The 15770-nt window shown below is 67.3% G+C and carries 9 protein-coding genes; 5 read left to right on the forward strand and 4 right to left on the reverse strand.

The window, feature by feature from the left end; translation table 11 throughout:
• Positions 1-43 precede the first annotated feature (43 nt).
• The 4 genes from AAFN88_RS17935 to AAFN88_RS17950 all read left to right on the forward strand — a co-directional run bounded on the left by AAFN88_RS17935 (position 44) and on the right by AAFN88_RS17950 (position 5463).
• Positions 44-3055, forward strand: a complete 3012-nt coding sequence (locus AAFN88_RS17935) for a bifunctional [glutamine synthetase] adenylyltransferase/[glutamine synthetase]-adenylyl-L-tyrosine phosphorylase (protein ID WP_347521932.1) — start codon at positions 44-46, stop codon at positions 3053-3055.
• Between the two features lie 89 nt (positions 3056-3144).
• The gene (gene bcp, locus AAFN88_RS17940) at positions 3145-3612 is read left to right on the forward strand and encodes a thioredoxin-dependent thiol peroxidase (RefSeq protein ID WP_347521933.1); all 468 of its coding nucleotides are present in this window, start codon (positions 3145-3147) and stop codon (positions 3610-3612) included.
• A gap of 25 nt (positions 3613-3637) precedes the next feature.
• Entirely contained in the window at positions 3638-4435 is a 798-nt protein-coding gene (locus AAFN88_RS17945) for a ferritin-like domain-containing protein (protein WP_347521935.1), read from the forward strand.
• An 80-nt stretch (positions 4436-4515) separates the two neighbouring features.
• Positions 4516-5463, forward strand: coding sequence for a DMT family transporter (locus tag AAFN88_RS17950; RefSeq protein WP_347521936.1), 948 nt, complete (start codon positions 4516-4518; stop codon positions 5461-5463).
• Positions 5464-5492: 29 nt separating this feature from the next.
• Here AAFN88_RS17950 and AAFN88_RS17955 read toward each other — a convergent pair whose 3' ends face one another.
• The 4 genes from AAFN88_RS17955 to AAFN88_RS17970 form a co-directional block, all read right to left on the reverse strand.
• Positions 5493-6869 carry a hypothetical protein gene (locus AAFN88_RS17955; protein ID WP_347521937.1) on the reverse strand — a complete coding sequence of 459 codons (1377 nt, stop codon included), beginning with the start codon at positions 6867-6869 and terminating at the stop codon, positions 5493-5495.
• Positions 6870-6955: 86 nt separating this feature from the next.
• Positions 6956-8084 (reverse strand): peptide chain release factor 2 gene (gene prfB / locus AAFN88_RS17960; RefSeq protein ID WP_347521939.1). Its coding sequence is split into 2 segments (ribosomal slippage): positions 6956-8014 and positions 8016-8084, totalling 1128 coding nucleotides; the frame shifts between segments, so codons are not numbered across the junction.
• Between the two features lie 126 nt (positions 8085-8210).
• Positions 8211-10652 (reverse strand): penicillin-binding protein 1A, encoded by a 2442-nt coding sequence (locus tag AAFN88_RS17965; protein WP_347521941.1) that lies wholly within the window; start codon positions 10650-10652, stop codon positions 8211-8213.
• Positions 10653-10881: 229 nt separating this feature from the next.
• On the reverse strand, positions 10882-12108 hold the full coding sequence (locus AAFN88_RS17970) for an N-acetylmuramoyl-L-alanine amidase (RefSeq protein ID WP_347521943.1): 1227 nt from the start codon (positions 12106-12108) through the stop codon (positions 10882-10884).
• Positions 12109-12869: 761 nt separating this feature from the next.
• Between AAFN88_RS17970 and AAFN88_RS17975 the strand changes: the two genes are divergently transcribed.
• Complete coding sequence (locus tag AAFN88_RS17975; protein ID WP_347521944.1) at positions 12870-15752, forward strand: Rne/Rng family ribonuclease; 2883 nt, start codon at positions 12870-12872, stop codon at positions 15750-15752.
• The last annotated feature ends 18 nt before the right edge of the window (positions 15753-15770 follow it).

Here is a 15770-nt window from a genome sequence, read left to right on the forward strand (position 1 = left end):
GCGCGCAGCTTCAGCAGTCTGATCCTGAAGCGAGCGGCGTGAGATGTCTAAACTCCCTTACCTACCAGATACTTCTGTTCTTCCTGGCGCCCTGGAACCGGCCCGGGCCCTGCCCTGGCTGGAACGCTGGAACGCGGCTGCTGCCTCCGATCCCGCCGCGAGCGGGCTGGCGCAGGAATTGACGCAGGACCCCGCGGGCCAGCGGCTGCTACAGGCGATTTTCGCCAATTCGCCCTTCCTCAGCCACTGTTTGATTGCGGATATCGGGCTCCTCACAGAGGTTTTAAACCAGGGACCCGATCTGGTTCTAAAAAAAGTCCTGCAGGGATTGGAAAGCACGACTGCCGCGCTGGACAGTCAAGCGGAACTGATGAAGAGCCTGCGGATCGCCCGCCGCCGCGCCGCATTTACCATCGCATTCGCGGATATCTGCGGTTTTTGGGATGTCGCGGGGGTCACCCGCAGACTCTCCGATTTTGCGGACGCGGCCGTCGACGCGGCCCTCGCCGGGGTGCTGCGCCAGGCCGCCGCACGGGGCGAACTGGGCCTGGCGGACGAATCGGCCCCGACCAAGGACTGCGGGATCGTCATCCTGGGCATGGGCAAGCTAGGGGCCCATGAACTGAATTATTCCTCCGACGTCGACCTCATCGTCATTTTCGACCCGGAGAAAGTGGACTACCGCCACGCGCGCGGCATCCAGCAAGGCCTGGTGCGCCTCACCCGCGACCTGATGCGCTGCCTCGACGACCGCACCGGCGACGGCTACGTCTTCCGCACCGACCTGCGCCTGCGCCCGGACCCCGGCGCCATGCCCTTGGCCATCAACATCAACAGCGCCCTCACCTACTATGAAAGCCTGGGCCAGAACTGGGAGCGCGCGGCCATGATCAAGGCGCGTCCCATCGCCGGCGACAAGGGACTCGGAGCCGCCTTCCTGAGCGAGCTGCGTCCCTTTATCTGGCGCAAGCATCTGGACTTCTGGGCCATCCAGGACGTGCATTCGATCAAACGGCAGATCAATGCCCACAAGGGCGGCTCGGTCATCGCCATCAACGGCCACAATGTGAAGCTGGGGCGTGGCGGCATCCGCGAGATCGAATTCTTCTGCCAGACCCAGCAGCTCATCTGGGGCGGGCGCGATCCGGAGTTGCGGACGTCGCAGACCAAGGAAGCCCTGGCGGCGCTGGCCGCGAGCGGCCACATCTCCCCCGAAGTGGCCGCGGAGCTGACCGAGGCCTACTTCTTCCTGCGCCGCGTCGAGCACCGCCTGCAGATGATCGAGGACCAGCAGACCCACACCCTGCCCGAGGACGACGAAGGCGTCGACGCCCTGGCGGTCTTCCTGGGCTATGACGATCCGGCCGCGTTCCGGGAGGAGCTGCTGCGCCGCCTGCGCCGGGTGGAGGACCACTACGCGCATCTCTTCGAGGAATCGCCGACCCTCTCCGAACCGGGCAGCCTGGTCTTCACCGGCGGCGAGCCGGACCCGGAGACCCTGTCCACCCTCGCCGGCCTCGGCTTCCGCGACGGCGAGATGGTCTGGCAGGTGGTCAGCGGCTGGCACCACGGACGCTATCGGGCGCTGCGCTCGACCCGCAGCCGGCAGCTGCTGACGGAACTGGTGCCGGTGTTGCTGAAGGCCTTCGGCGGCACCCGCGACCCGGACCGGGCGCTCCTGAAATTCGATACCTTCGTCGCCGGTCTTCCCGCCGGGGTGCAGCTCTTCTCGATGCTCTACAACAACCCGAACCTGCTGGACCTCATGGCCGAGATCATGGGCAGCGCCCCCATGCTGGCCGACCGCCTGGACCGCAAGCCGCACCTGCTGGAGGCGGTGCTGTCGCCGGATTTCTTCGCACCCATTCCGCCGGCGGAGGAACTGAGCGGAGAACTGGAAGCGGCGCTGACCGACGCCCAGGATCTGCAGGACGTCCTCGATATGACGCGACGCTGGGCCAACGACCGCCGTTTCCAGGTCGGCGTCCATATCCTGCGCCACAAGAGCGATGTCGACGCCAGCGGGCGGGCACTGAGCGACATCGCCGAGGTGGCCCTGCGCGGCCTCTACGAGCCGGTCGTCGAGGATCTGGCCCGCAGCCACGGGCACCTGGAAGGCGCAGGCCTGGCGGTGGTCGCCCTGGGCAAGCTGGGCAGCCGCGAGATGACCGTTTCCTCCGACCTCGACCTGGTATTCCTCTACGACCTGCCGAGCCAGGGGGAGCAAGCGGGGACCCTGCAATCCGACGGGCCCAAGCCACTGGAGCCGCAGCGCTACTACGCGCGTCTGGCGCAGCGCATGATCAACGCGCTCAGCGCCCAGACCGCGGAGGGCACGCTCTACGAGATCGACATGCGTCTGCGGCCTTCCGGCAACGCCGGGCCCATCGCCACCTCCCTCGCCTCTTTCCGGCGCTACTACGAGAAGGATGCCTGGACCTGGGAGCACATGGCCCTGACCCGCGCGCGTACCGTCGCCGGACCGGCCGACATCTGCGCCCGGGTGGAAAAAGAACTTCTGGCCATCCGCAGCGCCCCACGCGACCCCCAGCAGCTTCTGAGCGACGTGGCCTCCATGCGCCGGCGTATCTATAAGGAGCACCCCGCGGCCACCCTCTGGAGCGTCAAGTATGCCGAAGGCGGCCTCATCGACCTGGACTTTCTCGCCCAATACCTGCAGCTGCGCCATGCCGCCGAAGAGCCCGGGGTCCTGGCGGTCTCGACCCAACAGGCCTTCGCCAACCTGGCCGAGGCGGGGATCATCGCGACCGAGCGGGCCGAAAAGCTGGTCGTGGCCACGCGGTTCCTGCGCCAGGTGCAGGAGGCGCTGCGCCTGACGGTCGGCCCGGCCTTCGACGCCGACACCTTGTCACCGCTGCTGCAAACCGCCTTGGCCACCAGCATCGGCATGAGCAGCTTCGCCGAGCTGCGGGCCCGTCTGGAGGAGACTCTCGCCTGGTCGCACGACATCTATCTGGAAGCGGTCGACGACCCCGCGCCTCCAGGCGGCACGGAGCCGGACAAGGGTGTCCTGCCCTTCGCAAAAGGCGCCTGAGCCCCAGGGCCGCTTGACCTCGACCGCAAGCGCCCAATGTCATAGAAACACCCCTTCGATCCAACCTCACCAGACGACACCAGGGAACCATGACCATGGCTGAACTCGGAAAGAAAGCGCCCGCCTTCACGATGCCGACCGACGGCGGCGGCAAGATCTCCCTGAAGGATCTCAAGGGACAAAAGGTGGTGCTCTACTTCTATCCGAAGGACGACACTCCCGGCTGCACGAAGGAAGCCTGCGGCTTCCGCGACGCGCTGCCGGACTTTTCCAAAATCGACGCCGTGATCATCGGCGTCTCCAAGGATACCGTCGCCAAGCACGACAAGTTCAAGGCGAAGTACGACCTGCCCTTTACTCTGGCCTCCGACGAGGACGGCAAGGTCTGCGAGGCCTACGGCACCTGGATCGAGAAATCCATGTACGGGCGCAAGTACATGGGCATCGACCGCGCGACTTTCCTGATCGACGAGAAGGGCGTGCTGCGCGGGGAATGGCGCAAGGTGAAGGTGAAGGGCCACGTCGAGGAGGTCCTCGAAGCGGCCCAGGCCCTGTGAACGCCCGGCTTGTGAAGAGCAGGCCATGAGCACTCTCGCGGAGCGGGCGGTCGCCGTCCTGGAGACCGCCGACCCCCTGGTCAAGGCGGCGCTCGCGCGGGAAACCGCCGCAGCCTGGCGCGACGGGTCGATCGCCGAGGTCGGCAGCGCGCCACCGCCGCCGCGCCCGGCCCGGCCCGCGCGCCCGGAGCTGAAGCGGCCCGGCGAGGTGCCCAAGCGCAAGATCAACCGGGGCAGCGCCGGGCGCGGTGCGTTGCTGCACGCCTTGGCGCATATCGAGCTGAACGCCATCGACCTGGCTGCCGACATCGTCGCGCGCTTCACCCGGGAGGAGCTGCCGCGCCCCTTCTACGACGACTGGATGCGGGTCGCCGACGAGGAGGCCAAGCATTACCTGCTTCTGGTCGAGCGGCTGGCGGCGCTGGACCTGTCCTACGGGGATCTGCCCGCGCACGACGGGCTGTGGCAGGCCGCGGAAGAGACCGCGCACGACCTGTTGGCGCGTTTGGCCGTGGTGCCGCTGGTGTTGGAGGCGCGCGGCCTGGACGTCACCCCGGCCATGATCGTAAAGCTGCAGGCGGCCGAGGATCATGACAGCGCCGCCGCCCTGCAGGTCATCTACGAGGAAGAAATCGGCCACGTCGCCATCGGCAAGCGCTGGTTCGACCATATCTGCGCCCGGCGCGGACGCGACTCGCGGGAAACCTGGCAGAGTCTCGTGCGGCGCCACTTCAAGGGACAGCTAAAGCCCCCCTTCAACGACGGCGCCCGCCATCAGGCCGGCTTTCCCCATCATTACTATGGCGCGCTCGCCGCGGACTGAGGCGCCTCCAGCTTTCGGCATGCCACCCCTGCCGCTTCGGCGTTTGACCGCGGCGGCGGCAGCCGGTAGAGCGTCATTCCATGACCGCAGACGAGAGCCCCAGGGACGCCGCCGCCGCGCAGGAGAAGCGCCGCTTCGGGCTGAGCGAGCGTAAGCTGGCACTGATACTGCTGTTCATCACCCCGGTGCTGTTCTGTTCCAACATGCTCATGGCGCGCCTCGTCCACGACGCCTTTCCACCGGTCGCGCTGGCCTTCTGGCGCTGGACGCTGGCCTTCTGCCTGCTGCTGCCCTTCGCGGCGGCGACGCTCTGGCGGTACCGCTTCGCCGCGCTCAAGGAATGGCGCGACCTCCTTGTCCTCGGCGCCCTCGGCATGGGCGCCTGCGGCGCATTCGTCTACATCGGGGCGGACACCACCTCGGCCACCAACATCGGCCTCATCTACTCCGTCTCCCCCATCCTGATCGTCATCCTGGCGCACGTCTTCTATGACGAGCAGCTATCGCCGCTGCAGGGCCTGGGCGTGCTGCTGTCGCTGCTGGGCGTGGTCGCCATCGTGTGCCGCGGCGACATCGGAGTCCTGACCGGATTGAGTTTTGCGGTGGGAGACTTCTGGATCGTCGGCGCCATGGCGGCCTGGGCGGTCTACTGCATCATGCTGCAACACCGCCCCACCGCCCTGCCGGTGACCGCGCGCTTCGCCGCCATCATCCTCGGGGGTATCGTCGTGCTGCTGCCCTTCACGGTGATGGAAGGCCTCGGCGGCGAGTTGCCGGCGCTGGCGCCGCGCAGCTTCCTGATCGTCGCCTTCGTGGCGATGATTCCCTCCCTGGGCGCCTACCAGGTCTATGCCCTCGTGCAGCGCATCCTCGGCGCCGGTCCGACCAGCCTGCTGATGTATCTTTTCCCGCTCTACAACGGCGTTCTCGCCTACCTGCTGCTGGGCGAGGAACTGCGCAGCTACCATCTGATCGGCGCCGCCCTGGTGCTGCCCGGCATCTACCTGGCGACCCGCAAACCGACCTGAGTCTTTCCGGTGGCGGGCTCAGCCGGCCGTCAGAGCGCCATATCCGACACGAATTCCTCGAACTTGCCGCTATCGCGCTCCGAGAGCCGGTCGTGATAGCTGAAGACGATTTCGAAGGGGTGGCCGAGGTTCTTCACGATCAAGGCGCGCTGCGCGGCCTCTTCGGCTTCGGTCAGTGGCTCCGAGACCACCATCCGCTTTTCGATCGTATCGGCGCTGCGCTGAACGTACTGGAAAGCGCGGACCTTGTCGGTAATCGCGCGGTAGTCGTCGTGGTAGCCGAAGTTCGGAAACACCGAGCGCCCATCGGGCAGCACCATGCGGTTGCGCCTGCGCCCAAGCACCCTGTTGATCGTCGGCAGGCCGCGCCCGCAGGCGCAGGCGGAGCCGGCCTCGGCGTAGTCGCCCAGTTCGTAGCGGATCAGCGGGCTGGCGAAGTTGTGCAGGCAGGTAACCAGCACCCGCCCCGTTTCGCCGGGACTGCAGGGCCGGCCCTCGTCGTCGACGACCTCCAGCACCACGTTCTCCGACTGCACGTGGTAGGTCTCGTGCAGCGGACATTGAACGGCCAGGTATCCGGCCTCCTCGCAGCTATAGGAATCCTTCAGCGGGACGTCCCAGGCGAGGCTCACCTGGCGGCGCAGGTCGTCGGTCACCGTCTCGCCGACCGTCATCACCTGCTTCAGGTTCTCGAAGCCGATCTCCCGGTCGCGGCAGTAACTGGCCAGGGCCATGAAATTGGACGGAAATGAAATGAGATAATCCGGCCGCTCGCGCCGCAGCCATGCGACCTGCTCGTCCAAGCCCGCGACGACATTCAGCATGACCGCCGGCCCGGTCGGATAGATGGTTCCCGACGCCGGCCCCCAGGTTTCGCTGCGCGCGCCCGCCGGAGCTAGGGCAGTGCCGGCCCGCGCCTTGCGGATCGCCCCCAGCTTGCCGCCCAGGTCGCGCCCCTGCCAGAAGTGCTCGCGCATGACACAAGCGCGCCAGAACAGGCCCGTGACCTCGGTGCCGAAAATGCGCACGGCGCGGCCCGTGGAGCCCGACGTTTCGATGGTGTAACGCTTGCCATGCGACTTGGGCAAGGAGGCCGCGTTGACGTCCCCGGCGGCGGCCTGGAGCTCCGCGCGCGTCAGAATCGGCAGGCGTTGCAGGGTTTCCCACGTCACCTTCGCGGTTGCATCGACCCCCGCATCGACGAAGCGCCGGCGATAGAGCGGTACCGTCTGGGCGGCGTGGGCGAAAAGCAACTGCAGCTGGCGCGCCTGCTGGGCGAAGAGCTCTTCGGGCGTCATCCACTGGGTCTGCTCGAACTGGTAGAGGACCGACAGCAGCAGCGAGGCCATGCGGCCCGGAATCGCCGGCGTGACGATTCCCGGCACTGTCGAACGCGGTATCTGCATCCTGCCCCCCTCCTAAACCGCCGCCAGTTGCCGCTCCGCAAAGCGGGGACCTTCGCCGGCGGCCGCAAACGCGGGCCGGCAGGACGTCACGCCTCGGCCCCGGCCTCCCCCGAGCCCCGGTCCAGGCGCGCCGCCAGGGAGGCCTCAAGAAAATCGTCAATGTCGCCGTCCAGCACGCCCTGGGCGTTGCCCTTCTCCACCGCCGTGCGCAGGTCCTTCACCATCTGGTAGGGCTGCAACACGTAGGAGCGGATCTGATGCCCCCAGCCGATGTCGGTCTTAGAGTCCGCCTCCGCCTGTGCCTCGGCCTCGCGCTTCTGCAACTCGTGCTCGTAGAGGCGGGCGCGCAGCATGCTCCAGGCCTGGGCCCGGTTCTTGTGCTGCGAACGGTCGTTCTGGCACTGCACCACGATGCCGGTCGGCAGGTGGGTGATGCGGATCGCCGAATCGGTCTTGTTGACGTGCTGACCGCCAGCGCCCGAGGCGCGGTAGGTGTCGATGCGCACGTCCTTGTCCTGGACCTCGATCTCGATGGCGTCGTCGACCACCGGATAGACCCAGACCGAGGCGAAGGAGGTATGCCGGCGCGCCTGGGAGTCGAAGGGCGAGATGCGCACCAGGCGATGCACGCCGGACTCGGTCTTCAGCCAGCCGTAGGCGTTCTGCCCGATCACCCGCACAGACGCCGACTTGATCCCCGCCTCTTCGCCGGCGCTTTCTTCCAGCCACTCGATCTTGTAGCCATGGGCCTCGGCCCAGCGCACGTACATGCGCAGCAGCATCTGCGCCCAATCCTGGGCCTCGGTGCCGCCGGCGCCGGCGTTGACTTCCAGGTAGCAGTCGTTGGCATCGGCCTCGCCGGAGAGCAGGCTTTCGAGCTGCCGCTTGGCCGCACGCGCCTGCAGGGCCTCGAGCTGGCTCTGGGCCTCCTGGATGCTGTCCTCGTCATCCTCCGCCTCGCCCAGCTCGGCCAGGGTGACGGCGTCCTCCAGCTCGCCTTCGATGGCGTGGAACTCCTTCAGCGACTGCTCCAAGTGGGTGCGCTCGCGCATCACCTTCTGGGCGCTCTCCGGGTCGTTCCAGAGTTCGGGGTTCTCGGCCTCGGCGTTCAGCTCGTCGAGGCGCAGCGTCGCGGCATCGACGTCAAAGATGCCTCCTCAGCAGGGCCAACGACTGACGAACCTCGTCTGCCACCGCTTGGATTTCGGCGCGCATAAGCACTCCTTGGTCATTCTATGATGGGCCGCTGCCCGAATACCTTCCAGGGCCGCGGCTGGATATTTCCCGGGAACTTGTAGCGGATTCCGCCTCCCCCCGTACAGACCCTCTTGCGCGGAGGCCCTAGTAGAGGCCTCCGGTGCCGCTGGCGGCGGTGCTGCCGGTGGAGGGGTTGTAGCCGCCGTCCAGCACCACCTGGCGCCCGGGTGCCGGCTCGGTGCCCGGCTTGAAGGCCTCCAGGAAGACGTGCTTGTCGCCGGGCCGCGCCAACTGGCCGTTTTCGGCGTTGAGGCGCACCAGGCGGATCCCCGGCGGGATACGGAAGGGCACCGTGTCCTCCTTGGTCAGCGCCTCGGCCATAAAGGACTTGAACAGCGGCGCGGCGACGTTGGAGCCGGTGTCGCGCGGGCCCAGGGTGCGCGGCTCGTCGAAACCGACGAAGACGCCAACGGCCAGATCGGGGCTGAACCCGATGAACCAGGTATCGATGTTATCGTTGGTGGTGCCGGTCTTACCGCCCAACGGCATGCCCAGGGAGGCGATGCGCCGGCCGGTGCCGCGCTGGACCACGCCCTGCAGCATACCGACGATCTGGTAGGCGGAGGCGGGATCGGCCACCTGCTCGCGCTCGTCGGGCAGTTCCGGCGGCGCCTGGCCCTGCCAGGCCTCGACACGGCAGACCTCGCACTCGCGCAGGTCGTGGCGGTAGATGGTGCGGCCATGGCGGTCCTGCACCCGGTCGATCAGCGTCGGCGAGATGCGCTTGCCGCCGTTCACCAGCATGGCGTAGCCGGTGGTGATCTGCATCAGGGTGGTTTCGCCGGCGCCCAGCGACATGGAGAGCACGGGCTCCATGTTTTCGATGATGCCGAAGCGGCGCGCGTAGTCCACCACCTTCTCCATGCCGATGGTCTGTGCCAGGCGCACCGTCATCAGGTTGCGCGACTTCTCGATCCCGACGCGCATGGGGGTCGGACCGTAGAATTCCTTGGAGTAGTTGGAGGGCTTCCACTTGCCCAAGCCGGGACCCTGGTCCAGCACGAAGGGCGCGTCCAGGATCATGGTCGCCGGGGTGAAGCCGCTGTCGAGCCCGGCCAGATACACGAAGGGCTTGAAGGCCGAGCCCGGCTGGCGCTTGGCCTGCGTCACGCGGTTGAACTCGCTGCGCTCGTAGGAAAAGCCGCCGGCCATGGCCAGGACCCGGCCGGTGTGCGGGTCCAGCGCCACCAGCCCGCCGTTTACGTCGGGGATCTGGCGCAGACCGAAGGCGCCCGTGTCGTAAGCCTTGCCGTCGCCGTCCTCCGTCACGGCTTCGACCAGGATCACGTCGCCCGCCTTCAGCACGTCGCCCGGCTTTTTCGGCTGATGGCCGATGCGCTGGTCTTCGATCCATTTGCGCGCCCAGGTCAGCTCGGCCATGGGGATGTGCCCCGTGGTGCCGTCGTCCAGGACAATGTCCGCCTGCTTGGCGCCGGTGGCGGTCACCGCCGCCAGCCGCCAGGCCGTATCGATGCCGATGGGGCGCTCGATCTCCTGCAGGCGCCGCACCGCGTCCGCCCCCTCGCCCAGTTCGATCTCCTGCAGCGGTCCGCGCCAGCCGTGGCGGCGGTCATAGTCGACAAGACCTTCGCGCAGCACCCGGTTGGCGATCGACTGCAGGCGCGGGTCAAGGGTCGTGCGTACCGAGAGGCCACCGGTATAGAGGCTCTCGTCACCGTAGAGGCGGGCCAACTCGCGCCGGGTCTCCTCGGCGAAGTACTGGGCCTCGACCACTTCGGTATCGTCACGCTCGCGCACCACCAGCGGCTCGCCCCGGGCCGCCTGGGCCTCCTCCTGGGTGATCCGCCCGTCCTCGGCCATGCGGCCGATCACCCAGTTTCGCCGCTCCACCGCGGCGGCGTGCTTGCGCACCGGGTGATAGTTGTTCGGCGCCTTGGGCAGGGCCGCCAGATAGGCGGCCTCGGCGATGGTCAGTTCGTCGAGCGACTTGTTGAAATAGTTCAGCGCCGCCGCCGCCACGCCGTAGGAACCGAAGCCCAGGTAGATCTCGTTGAGATAGAGCTCCAGGATCGTTTCCTTGGTGAAGGCGTGCTCGATGCGGAAGGCCAGGATGGCCTCCTTGATCTTGCGCTCCAGGGCGACCTCGTTGCTCAGCAGGAAGTTCTTGGCCACCTGCTGGGTGACGGTCGAACCGCCCACCGGGCGCCGGTCGGAGCCCAGATTGGCGATGTTGGTGACCACGGCGCGCAGCACGGAGACGAAGTCGACGCCCGGGTGGTCGTAGAAGTTCTTGTCCTCGGCGGAGAGGAAGGCATTGGTGATGCGGCGCGGAATCGCCGTGATCGGCACGAAGACCCGCTTCTCGGTCGCGTACTCGGCCAGCAGGCGGCCGTCGCCGGCATGCACGCGGGTCACCGTCGGCGGCTCATAGTTGGCCAGTTGGCTGTAATCGGGCAGGCCGCGGCCATAGTGATAAAACACGTAGAACAGGCCGCCGGCCCCGATGACGGCGCAAATCAGGGCCAATCCGAACAGGACGCCGATGATCTTAAAGGCACGTTTCAAGCTCTTTTCTCCGCCGGGCGCCTCCGCCCGCTTCCTGGCCGCCACCGGCCCGGCGCTCCCACTAGAGCATCCTGGCCGAATGCTACGCAGTGAGGCGTTAAGGAACCTCAACCGAGGATGCAAGCGCTTTCATATCAAGGGCTAGCACGAAAATGTGGCAGCCCTGTGATAGCCGGCACCCCGGTTTCCGGGCCGTCCGGGGCAACCCGGCGCCGCCGCCAAGGCAGCCTCAGGACCGGCTTGCCGCTTTCTGCTTTTCGAAATAGTCGTCAATCGCCCGAATAATCGAAGCGACTATCTTATCCCGATGCGCCTTGCTGCGCAAAAGCCGCTCTTCCTGGCGATTGGACATATAGCCGATCTCGAAGAGGATGGAGGGCACCACCGGCGATTTCAGCACCGCGAAGCCCGCGAAACGGTGGGTATTGCGCAACAGCTTGGCCTCCCGGCCGACCTCGCGCACCAGGTCGTTGGCGAACTTCTTGGAGAGGTTCATGGTCTCGCGCTGGGCCAGGTCGATCAGGATATTGCGCACGTCGCCGGTCTGGTCGGTCAGGTCGACGCCGGCCAGCACGTCGGCGGCATTCTCCGCCGCCGCCAGGGCGGCGGCCTCCTTGTCCGAGGCGGTCTCGGACAGCGTATAGATCGAGGCCCCGCGGATCTTGCCGGAGCTGTGCACGTTGGCATGCAGGGAGATGAAAAGCTCGCCCTCGGCCTCCTGAGCCAGGCGGATGCGTTCACGCAGCTTCAGGAAGACGTCGCGCTCGCGGGTCATGACCACGCGATAGCGCCCGGTCGCCTCCAGCGCCGCCTTCAAGGCCTTGCCGTAGTCCAGGGTCAGGTTCTTCTCGTGCGAGCCCGAAACCCCCACGGCGCCAGGATCGACGCCGCCATGGCCCGGGTCGATGACCACCGTCGGGCGGGCGTCGGCGGGCTTGACCGGCGGCAGCGGCGGTACCGCCTCGGCCAAGGGCTTCAAAGGGCGGTCGGAGACCGAGGCCTCACCCGTCTCCTGGCTCTGGGCGGCGAAATAGCGCTCCCGGCTGACCTCCTCGACGTCGATCACCAAGCGATGCGGCTTGCCGTCGCGCGGCGGAATCACGAAAACCTTCTGCAGGTGTACCGGCCGCTTGACGTCCAGCACCACCCGGCTGGTCCCCGGCGCGAAGAGGCCGAAGCGCAGGTCGCTGATTAGGCCGCGCGCCCGTGGCTGCCGGTCACCGGGCAGCGACCAGTCGACCTCCGGCAGATCCAGGACCACGCGGAAGGGATCGGGCAAGGTGAAGACCCGGTAAGGCAGGTCCTCACTCAACTCCAGGACGAAGCGGGTGCGCTCCGGGGTCTCGCCGATGCGCGCAGCGGTCACCTGGGGCTTGGCGAGCGCGGACCCGGGCATGGCCGCGCCCGCGGCACCCGTCAGGACGACCATGGCCAGCAAGAGGAGCCGAATCTTCAAGTTGATTTCCCAAATATTGCGTAAGCTTAACGGCCCACTACCAGATATACGCGAACGCCGGGGAGCAGGCCAAGTCCTTCCGGCCGCCCCCGCACCGGAAATCGGCACATTTTCCAACGAATTTACAGGGCAAAATGGGCGTCAGCGAGGCGCGGCGCAACCTCGGCTTCGGAAAATGCGCGGCCATGGGGCCGGCCCCGCGGCCGCCGGCTCTCCTCTCCGGCTCCCTCTTGCCCAACCCTCTCCCGGCCCCGCCGGGAGAGGAATATTGGCTGGTAGACCATGGTCTTGCCTGATATTATTACGGACGTGATTCCTCTTGCCTCCCCGAGCCTTTCCCGGAAAGTGGCGTGGCAATGTGGCCGCGGCGCCTCGTTGAGGTGGCCGCGCAGTCTGCAAGAAGCAAGCCCGCGCGACAGGGGTGGAATGCCGAATCCGGGCAGGGAATCGCGAGACAACCGAGCCGCGTGGCCGCTCTCGTCAGCATAGCGCTTGCGACAGTGAAAGCGTGGCTCCCCCAAATTCACGGCCTGGCCCCTCTTATTGAGATGGTGTGTCCCGGCCGTCGAGGCGCTGGCGGCGGCTTCCATAGAAAAGCCGCATCGTCCACGACCTCGGAAATGAGAGCATGCTCGTTCCGATGACGGTCAAGACATCGATAATGTCGACCAAACGAGTTCCCAAGACTTTCGCGCCGCGGCCGGGAGACAGAAAGGCTGTCCCCGAGGACCCCGCGTTGCGCGTTCCGGAGTTTTCCCTTTATGGCCAAACGTATGCTTATCGATGCCAGCCACCCGGAAGAAACCAGGGTGGTGGTTCAGTCTGGCAATCGACTTGAGGATTTCGACTACGAAACAAGTTCCAGGAAGCAATTAAAAGGCAATATCTACCTCGCCAAGGTGACGCGGGTAGAGCCCTCCCTTCAGGCGGCCTTCGTCGACTACGGGGGCAATCGCCACGGCTTCCTGCCGTTCAGTGAAATCCATCCCGATTACTACCGCATCCCCATTGCCGACCGCGAGGCGCTGCTGGCCGAAGAGGCCGCGCTGAAGTCGGAGCCGGCCGACGAAGCCCCCGACGGCCCGGAGCTCGACGTCCCCGACCTGGATGAGACCGACGACGCCGGCGGCGAGCCTTTGGAGAACGCCCCCCTGGAAGACGGCGGCGACACGACGCTGGAAGGCGCCGAGGCGGCTGAAGACGAGGATACGGACGCGGGCGACGGCGCCGAGGGCGGGGCGGAAATGCGTGAGGCCGCCGCCGAAGGCGACGCGGAAACCGCGGATGACGAAGACGGCGAGAACGGCGGGACCGCCGCCGATCCCGAGCAGGTGGAGACCGAGGAAAGCGTCGACACCGTCGGCGGCGACGAACTGGAAGACGCCGCGCGCCGCCGGGCCCAGCTGCTGCGCCGCTACAAGATCCAGGAAGTGATCAAGCGCCGCCAGGTCATGCTGGTGCAAGTGACCAAGGAAGAGCGCGGCAACAAGGGCGCGGCCCTGACGACCTATCTGTCGCTGCCCGGCCGCTACTGCGTGCTGATGCCCAACACCAATAAGGGCGGCGGCATCAGCCGCAAGATCAGCAACGCCAGCGACCGCCGCCGGCTGAAGGGCATCCTGGCCGACCTCGAAATTCCCGACGGCATCGCCGTCATCGTGCGCACCGCCGGCAGCCAGCGCACGAAGGTGGAGATCCGCCGCGACTACGAATACCTGCTGCGGCTGTGGGACAACATCCGCCAGTCGACCCTGCAGTCGACGGCCCCGGCCCTCATCTACGAGGAAGCCAACCTGATCAAGCGGGCGATCCGCGACCTCTACAGCCGCGACACGGACGAGGTGCTGGTCGACGGCGACGAGGGCTACAAGGCGGCCAAGGACTTCATGAAGTCGCTGACGCCCAGCCACGCCAAGAAGGTGCAGCAGTACAAGGATATCAACGTCCCGCTGTTCCAGCGCTACCAGGTGGAAAGCCAGCTCGACGCCATGCACTCCAACACCGTGCAGCTGCGCTCCGGCGGCTATCTGGTGTTCAACCAGACCGAGGCGCTGGTCGCCGTCGATGTGAACTCCGGCCGTGCCACGCGCGAAAGGCACATCGAGGAAACCGCCCTCAAGACCAACCTGGAGGCCGCCGAGGAAGTCGGACGGCAACTGCGCCTGCGCGATCTTGCCGGCCTCATCGTCATCGACTTCATCGACATGGAGGAATCGCGGCGCAACCGCGAGGTGGAGCGGCGCCTCAAGGAGGCGCTGCGCCACGACCGCGCGCGCATCCAGCTCGGCCGCATCTCGCCCTTCGGGCTTCTGGAGATGTCGCGCCAGCGCATGCGGCCCAGCCTCTTCGAGAGTTCGACGGAGACCTGTCCGCACTGTAAGGGCGACGGGCGCGTGCGCACGGTGGAATCCCTCGCCCTGCAGGTGCTCCGGCGGCTGGAGGAAGAGGGTATCCGCGAGGCCGGCGGCGAGATGACGGTCACCGTGCCGACCCAGGTCGCCCTCTACCTGCTCAACAGGAAGCGCGATCACCTGGTCGCCATCGAGCAGCGCTACGACTTCAAGGTCTCGGTGGAAACCGACGACCATCTGGCCACCGACGACTTCACGATCGAGCGCGACGGCGCCGTCGTCGAGCGCCGCGCGGCGCCTGCCGAGGAACGCCGCGAATCGCGGCGCGACTCGCGGCGGGACTCGCGCCGCGAGGCGGAGAGCGAGGACGGCGAGCGCAAGCGCGGCCGTCGCCGCCGCTCCCGCCGCCGCAGGGACGAAGAGGAAGAAACCGAGTCCCAGGAGATGAGCGAGAGCTTGGCCGAAGAGGACGAGGCCGCCGAAGATCGCGAGGTCGAGGCCGGCGAGGAGCAGGACGGCGAGCGTCCGCGCAAGCGCAAGCGCCGCGGCAAGCGGGGCGGCCGTCGCCGCGCGCGGCGCCGCGACGACGAGGGCGAAAGCGAGACGCAGGACGCCGTCGAGGCGGCCGACGCCGAGGCCGAAGAGGGCGCCGAGGCCGAGACCGAGGACGCAGCCGAGGACGAGGTCGAGGAAAATGCCAAGCCGCGCGGCCGGCGCCGGCGCAGCACCCGCAAGGCCGAGCCCGAAGAGTCGACCAAAGCCGAGGCGGAAGACGCGGCCGAGGACGGCGGGATCGAGGCCGGTGCTTCCGAAGCCGCCGCAGAAGCCGAGGAGGAAGCCAAGCCGAAGTCACGGCGCCGCGGCACCCGCGGCAGCCGGGGAACGCGCGGCGGCAGAGGCCGCGCAGCCAAGCCGGCGGCGGGAGACTCCGGGGAAGAGGCCCTAGTTGCGGCTGAGGACAGCGCCGAAGCGCCCGCTGGAGACTCTCCCGTTGGAGAATCTCCCGTTGGGGAACCGGAGATCGAAGAACCGGCGGCGGCGGCAGCGGCCACGGAGGACGCCGAGGCCGAAGAAGATGCGGCCGAGGCCCCTGCCCTGGCGGCAGCCGGCACACCGCGGCCGGACATCACTTCGACCGATCCCAAGGTGGTGATCGAGCCGGCGACGCCTGCGAGCTCGGCGGCGGCCGAGCAGGTCGGCGACCAGGAGGTCGAAACTCTGGAGCCGCCGCGCAGCGAGAAGAGCGAGGACGATCAGCCCAAGCGCCGGGGCTGGTGGAACCGCTTCGTCTGACGCTTCACGATAGGCTGA

The sequence above is a fragment of the Pelagibius sp. CAU 1746 genome, assembly GCF_039839785.1.
Lineage (GTDB): Bacteria > Pseudomonadota > Alphaproteobacteria > Kiloniellales > Kiloniellaceae > Pelagibius.

What these genes read in the sequence shown, in the direction of transcription:
- AAFN88_RS17935 (WP_347521932.1), top strand. Translation starts at nt 44, where the DNA reads ATGTCTAAACTCCCTTACCTACCAGATACTTCTGTTCTTCCTGGCGCC.
- bcp (WP_347521933.1), top strand. Translation starts at nt 3,145, where the DNA reads ATGACCATGGCTGAACTCGGAAAGAAAGCGCCCGCCTTCACGATGCCG.
- AAFN88_RS17945 (WP_347521935.1), top strand. Translation starts at nt 3,638, where the DNA reads ATGAGCACTCTCGCGGAGCGGGCGGTCGCCGTCCTGGAGACCGCCGAC.
- AAFN88_RS17950 (WP_347521936.1), top strand. Translation starts at nt 4,516, where the DNA reads ATGACCGCAGACGAGAGCCCCAGGGACGCCGCCGCCGCGCAGGAGAAG.
- AAFN88_RS17955 (WP_347521937.1), bottom strand. Translation starts at nt 6,869, where the DNA reads ATGCAGATACCGCGTTCGACAGTGCCGGGAATCGTCACGCCGGCGATT.
- AAFN88_RS17975 (WP_347521944.1), top strand. Translation starts at nt 12,870, where the DNA reads ATGGCCAAACGTATGCTTATCGATGCCAGCCACCCGGAAGAAACCAGG.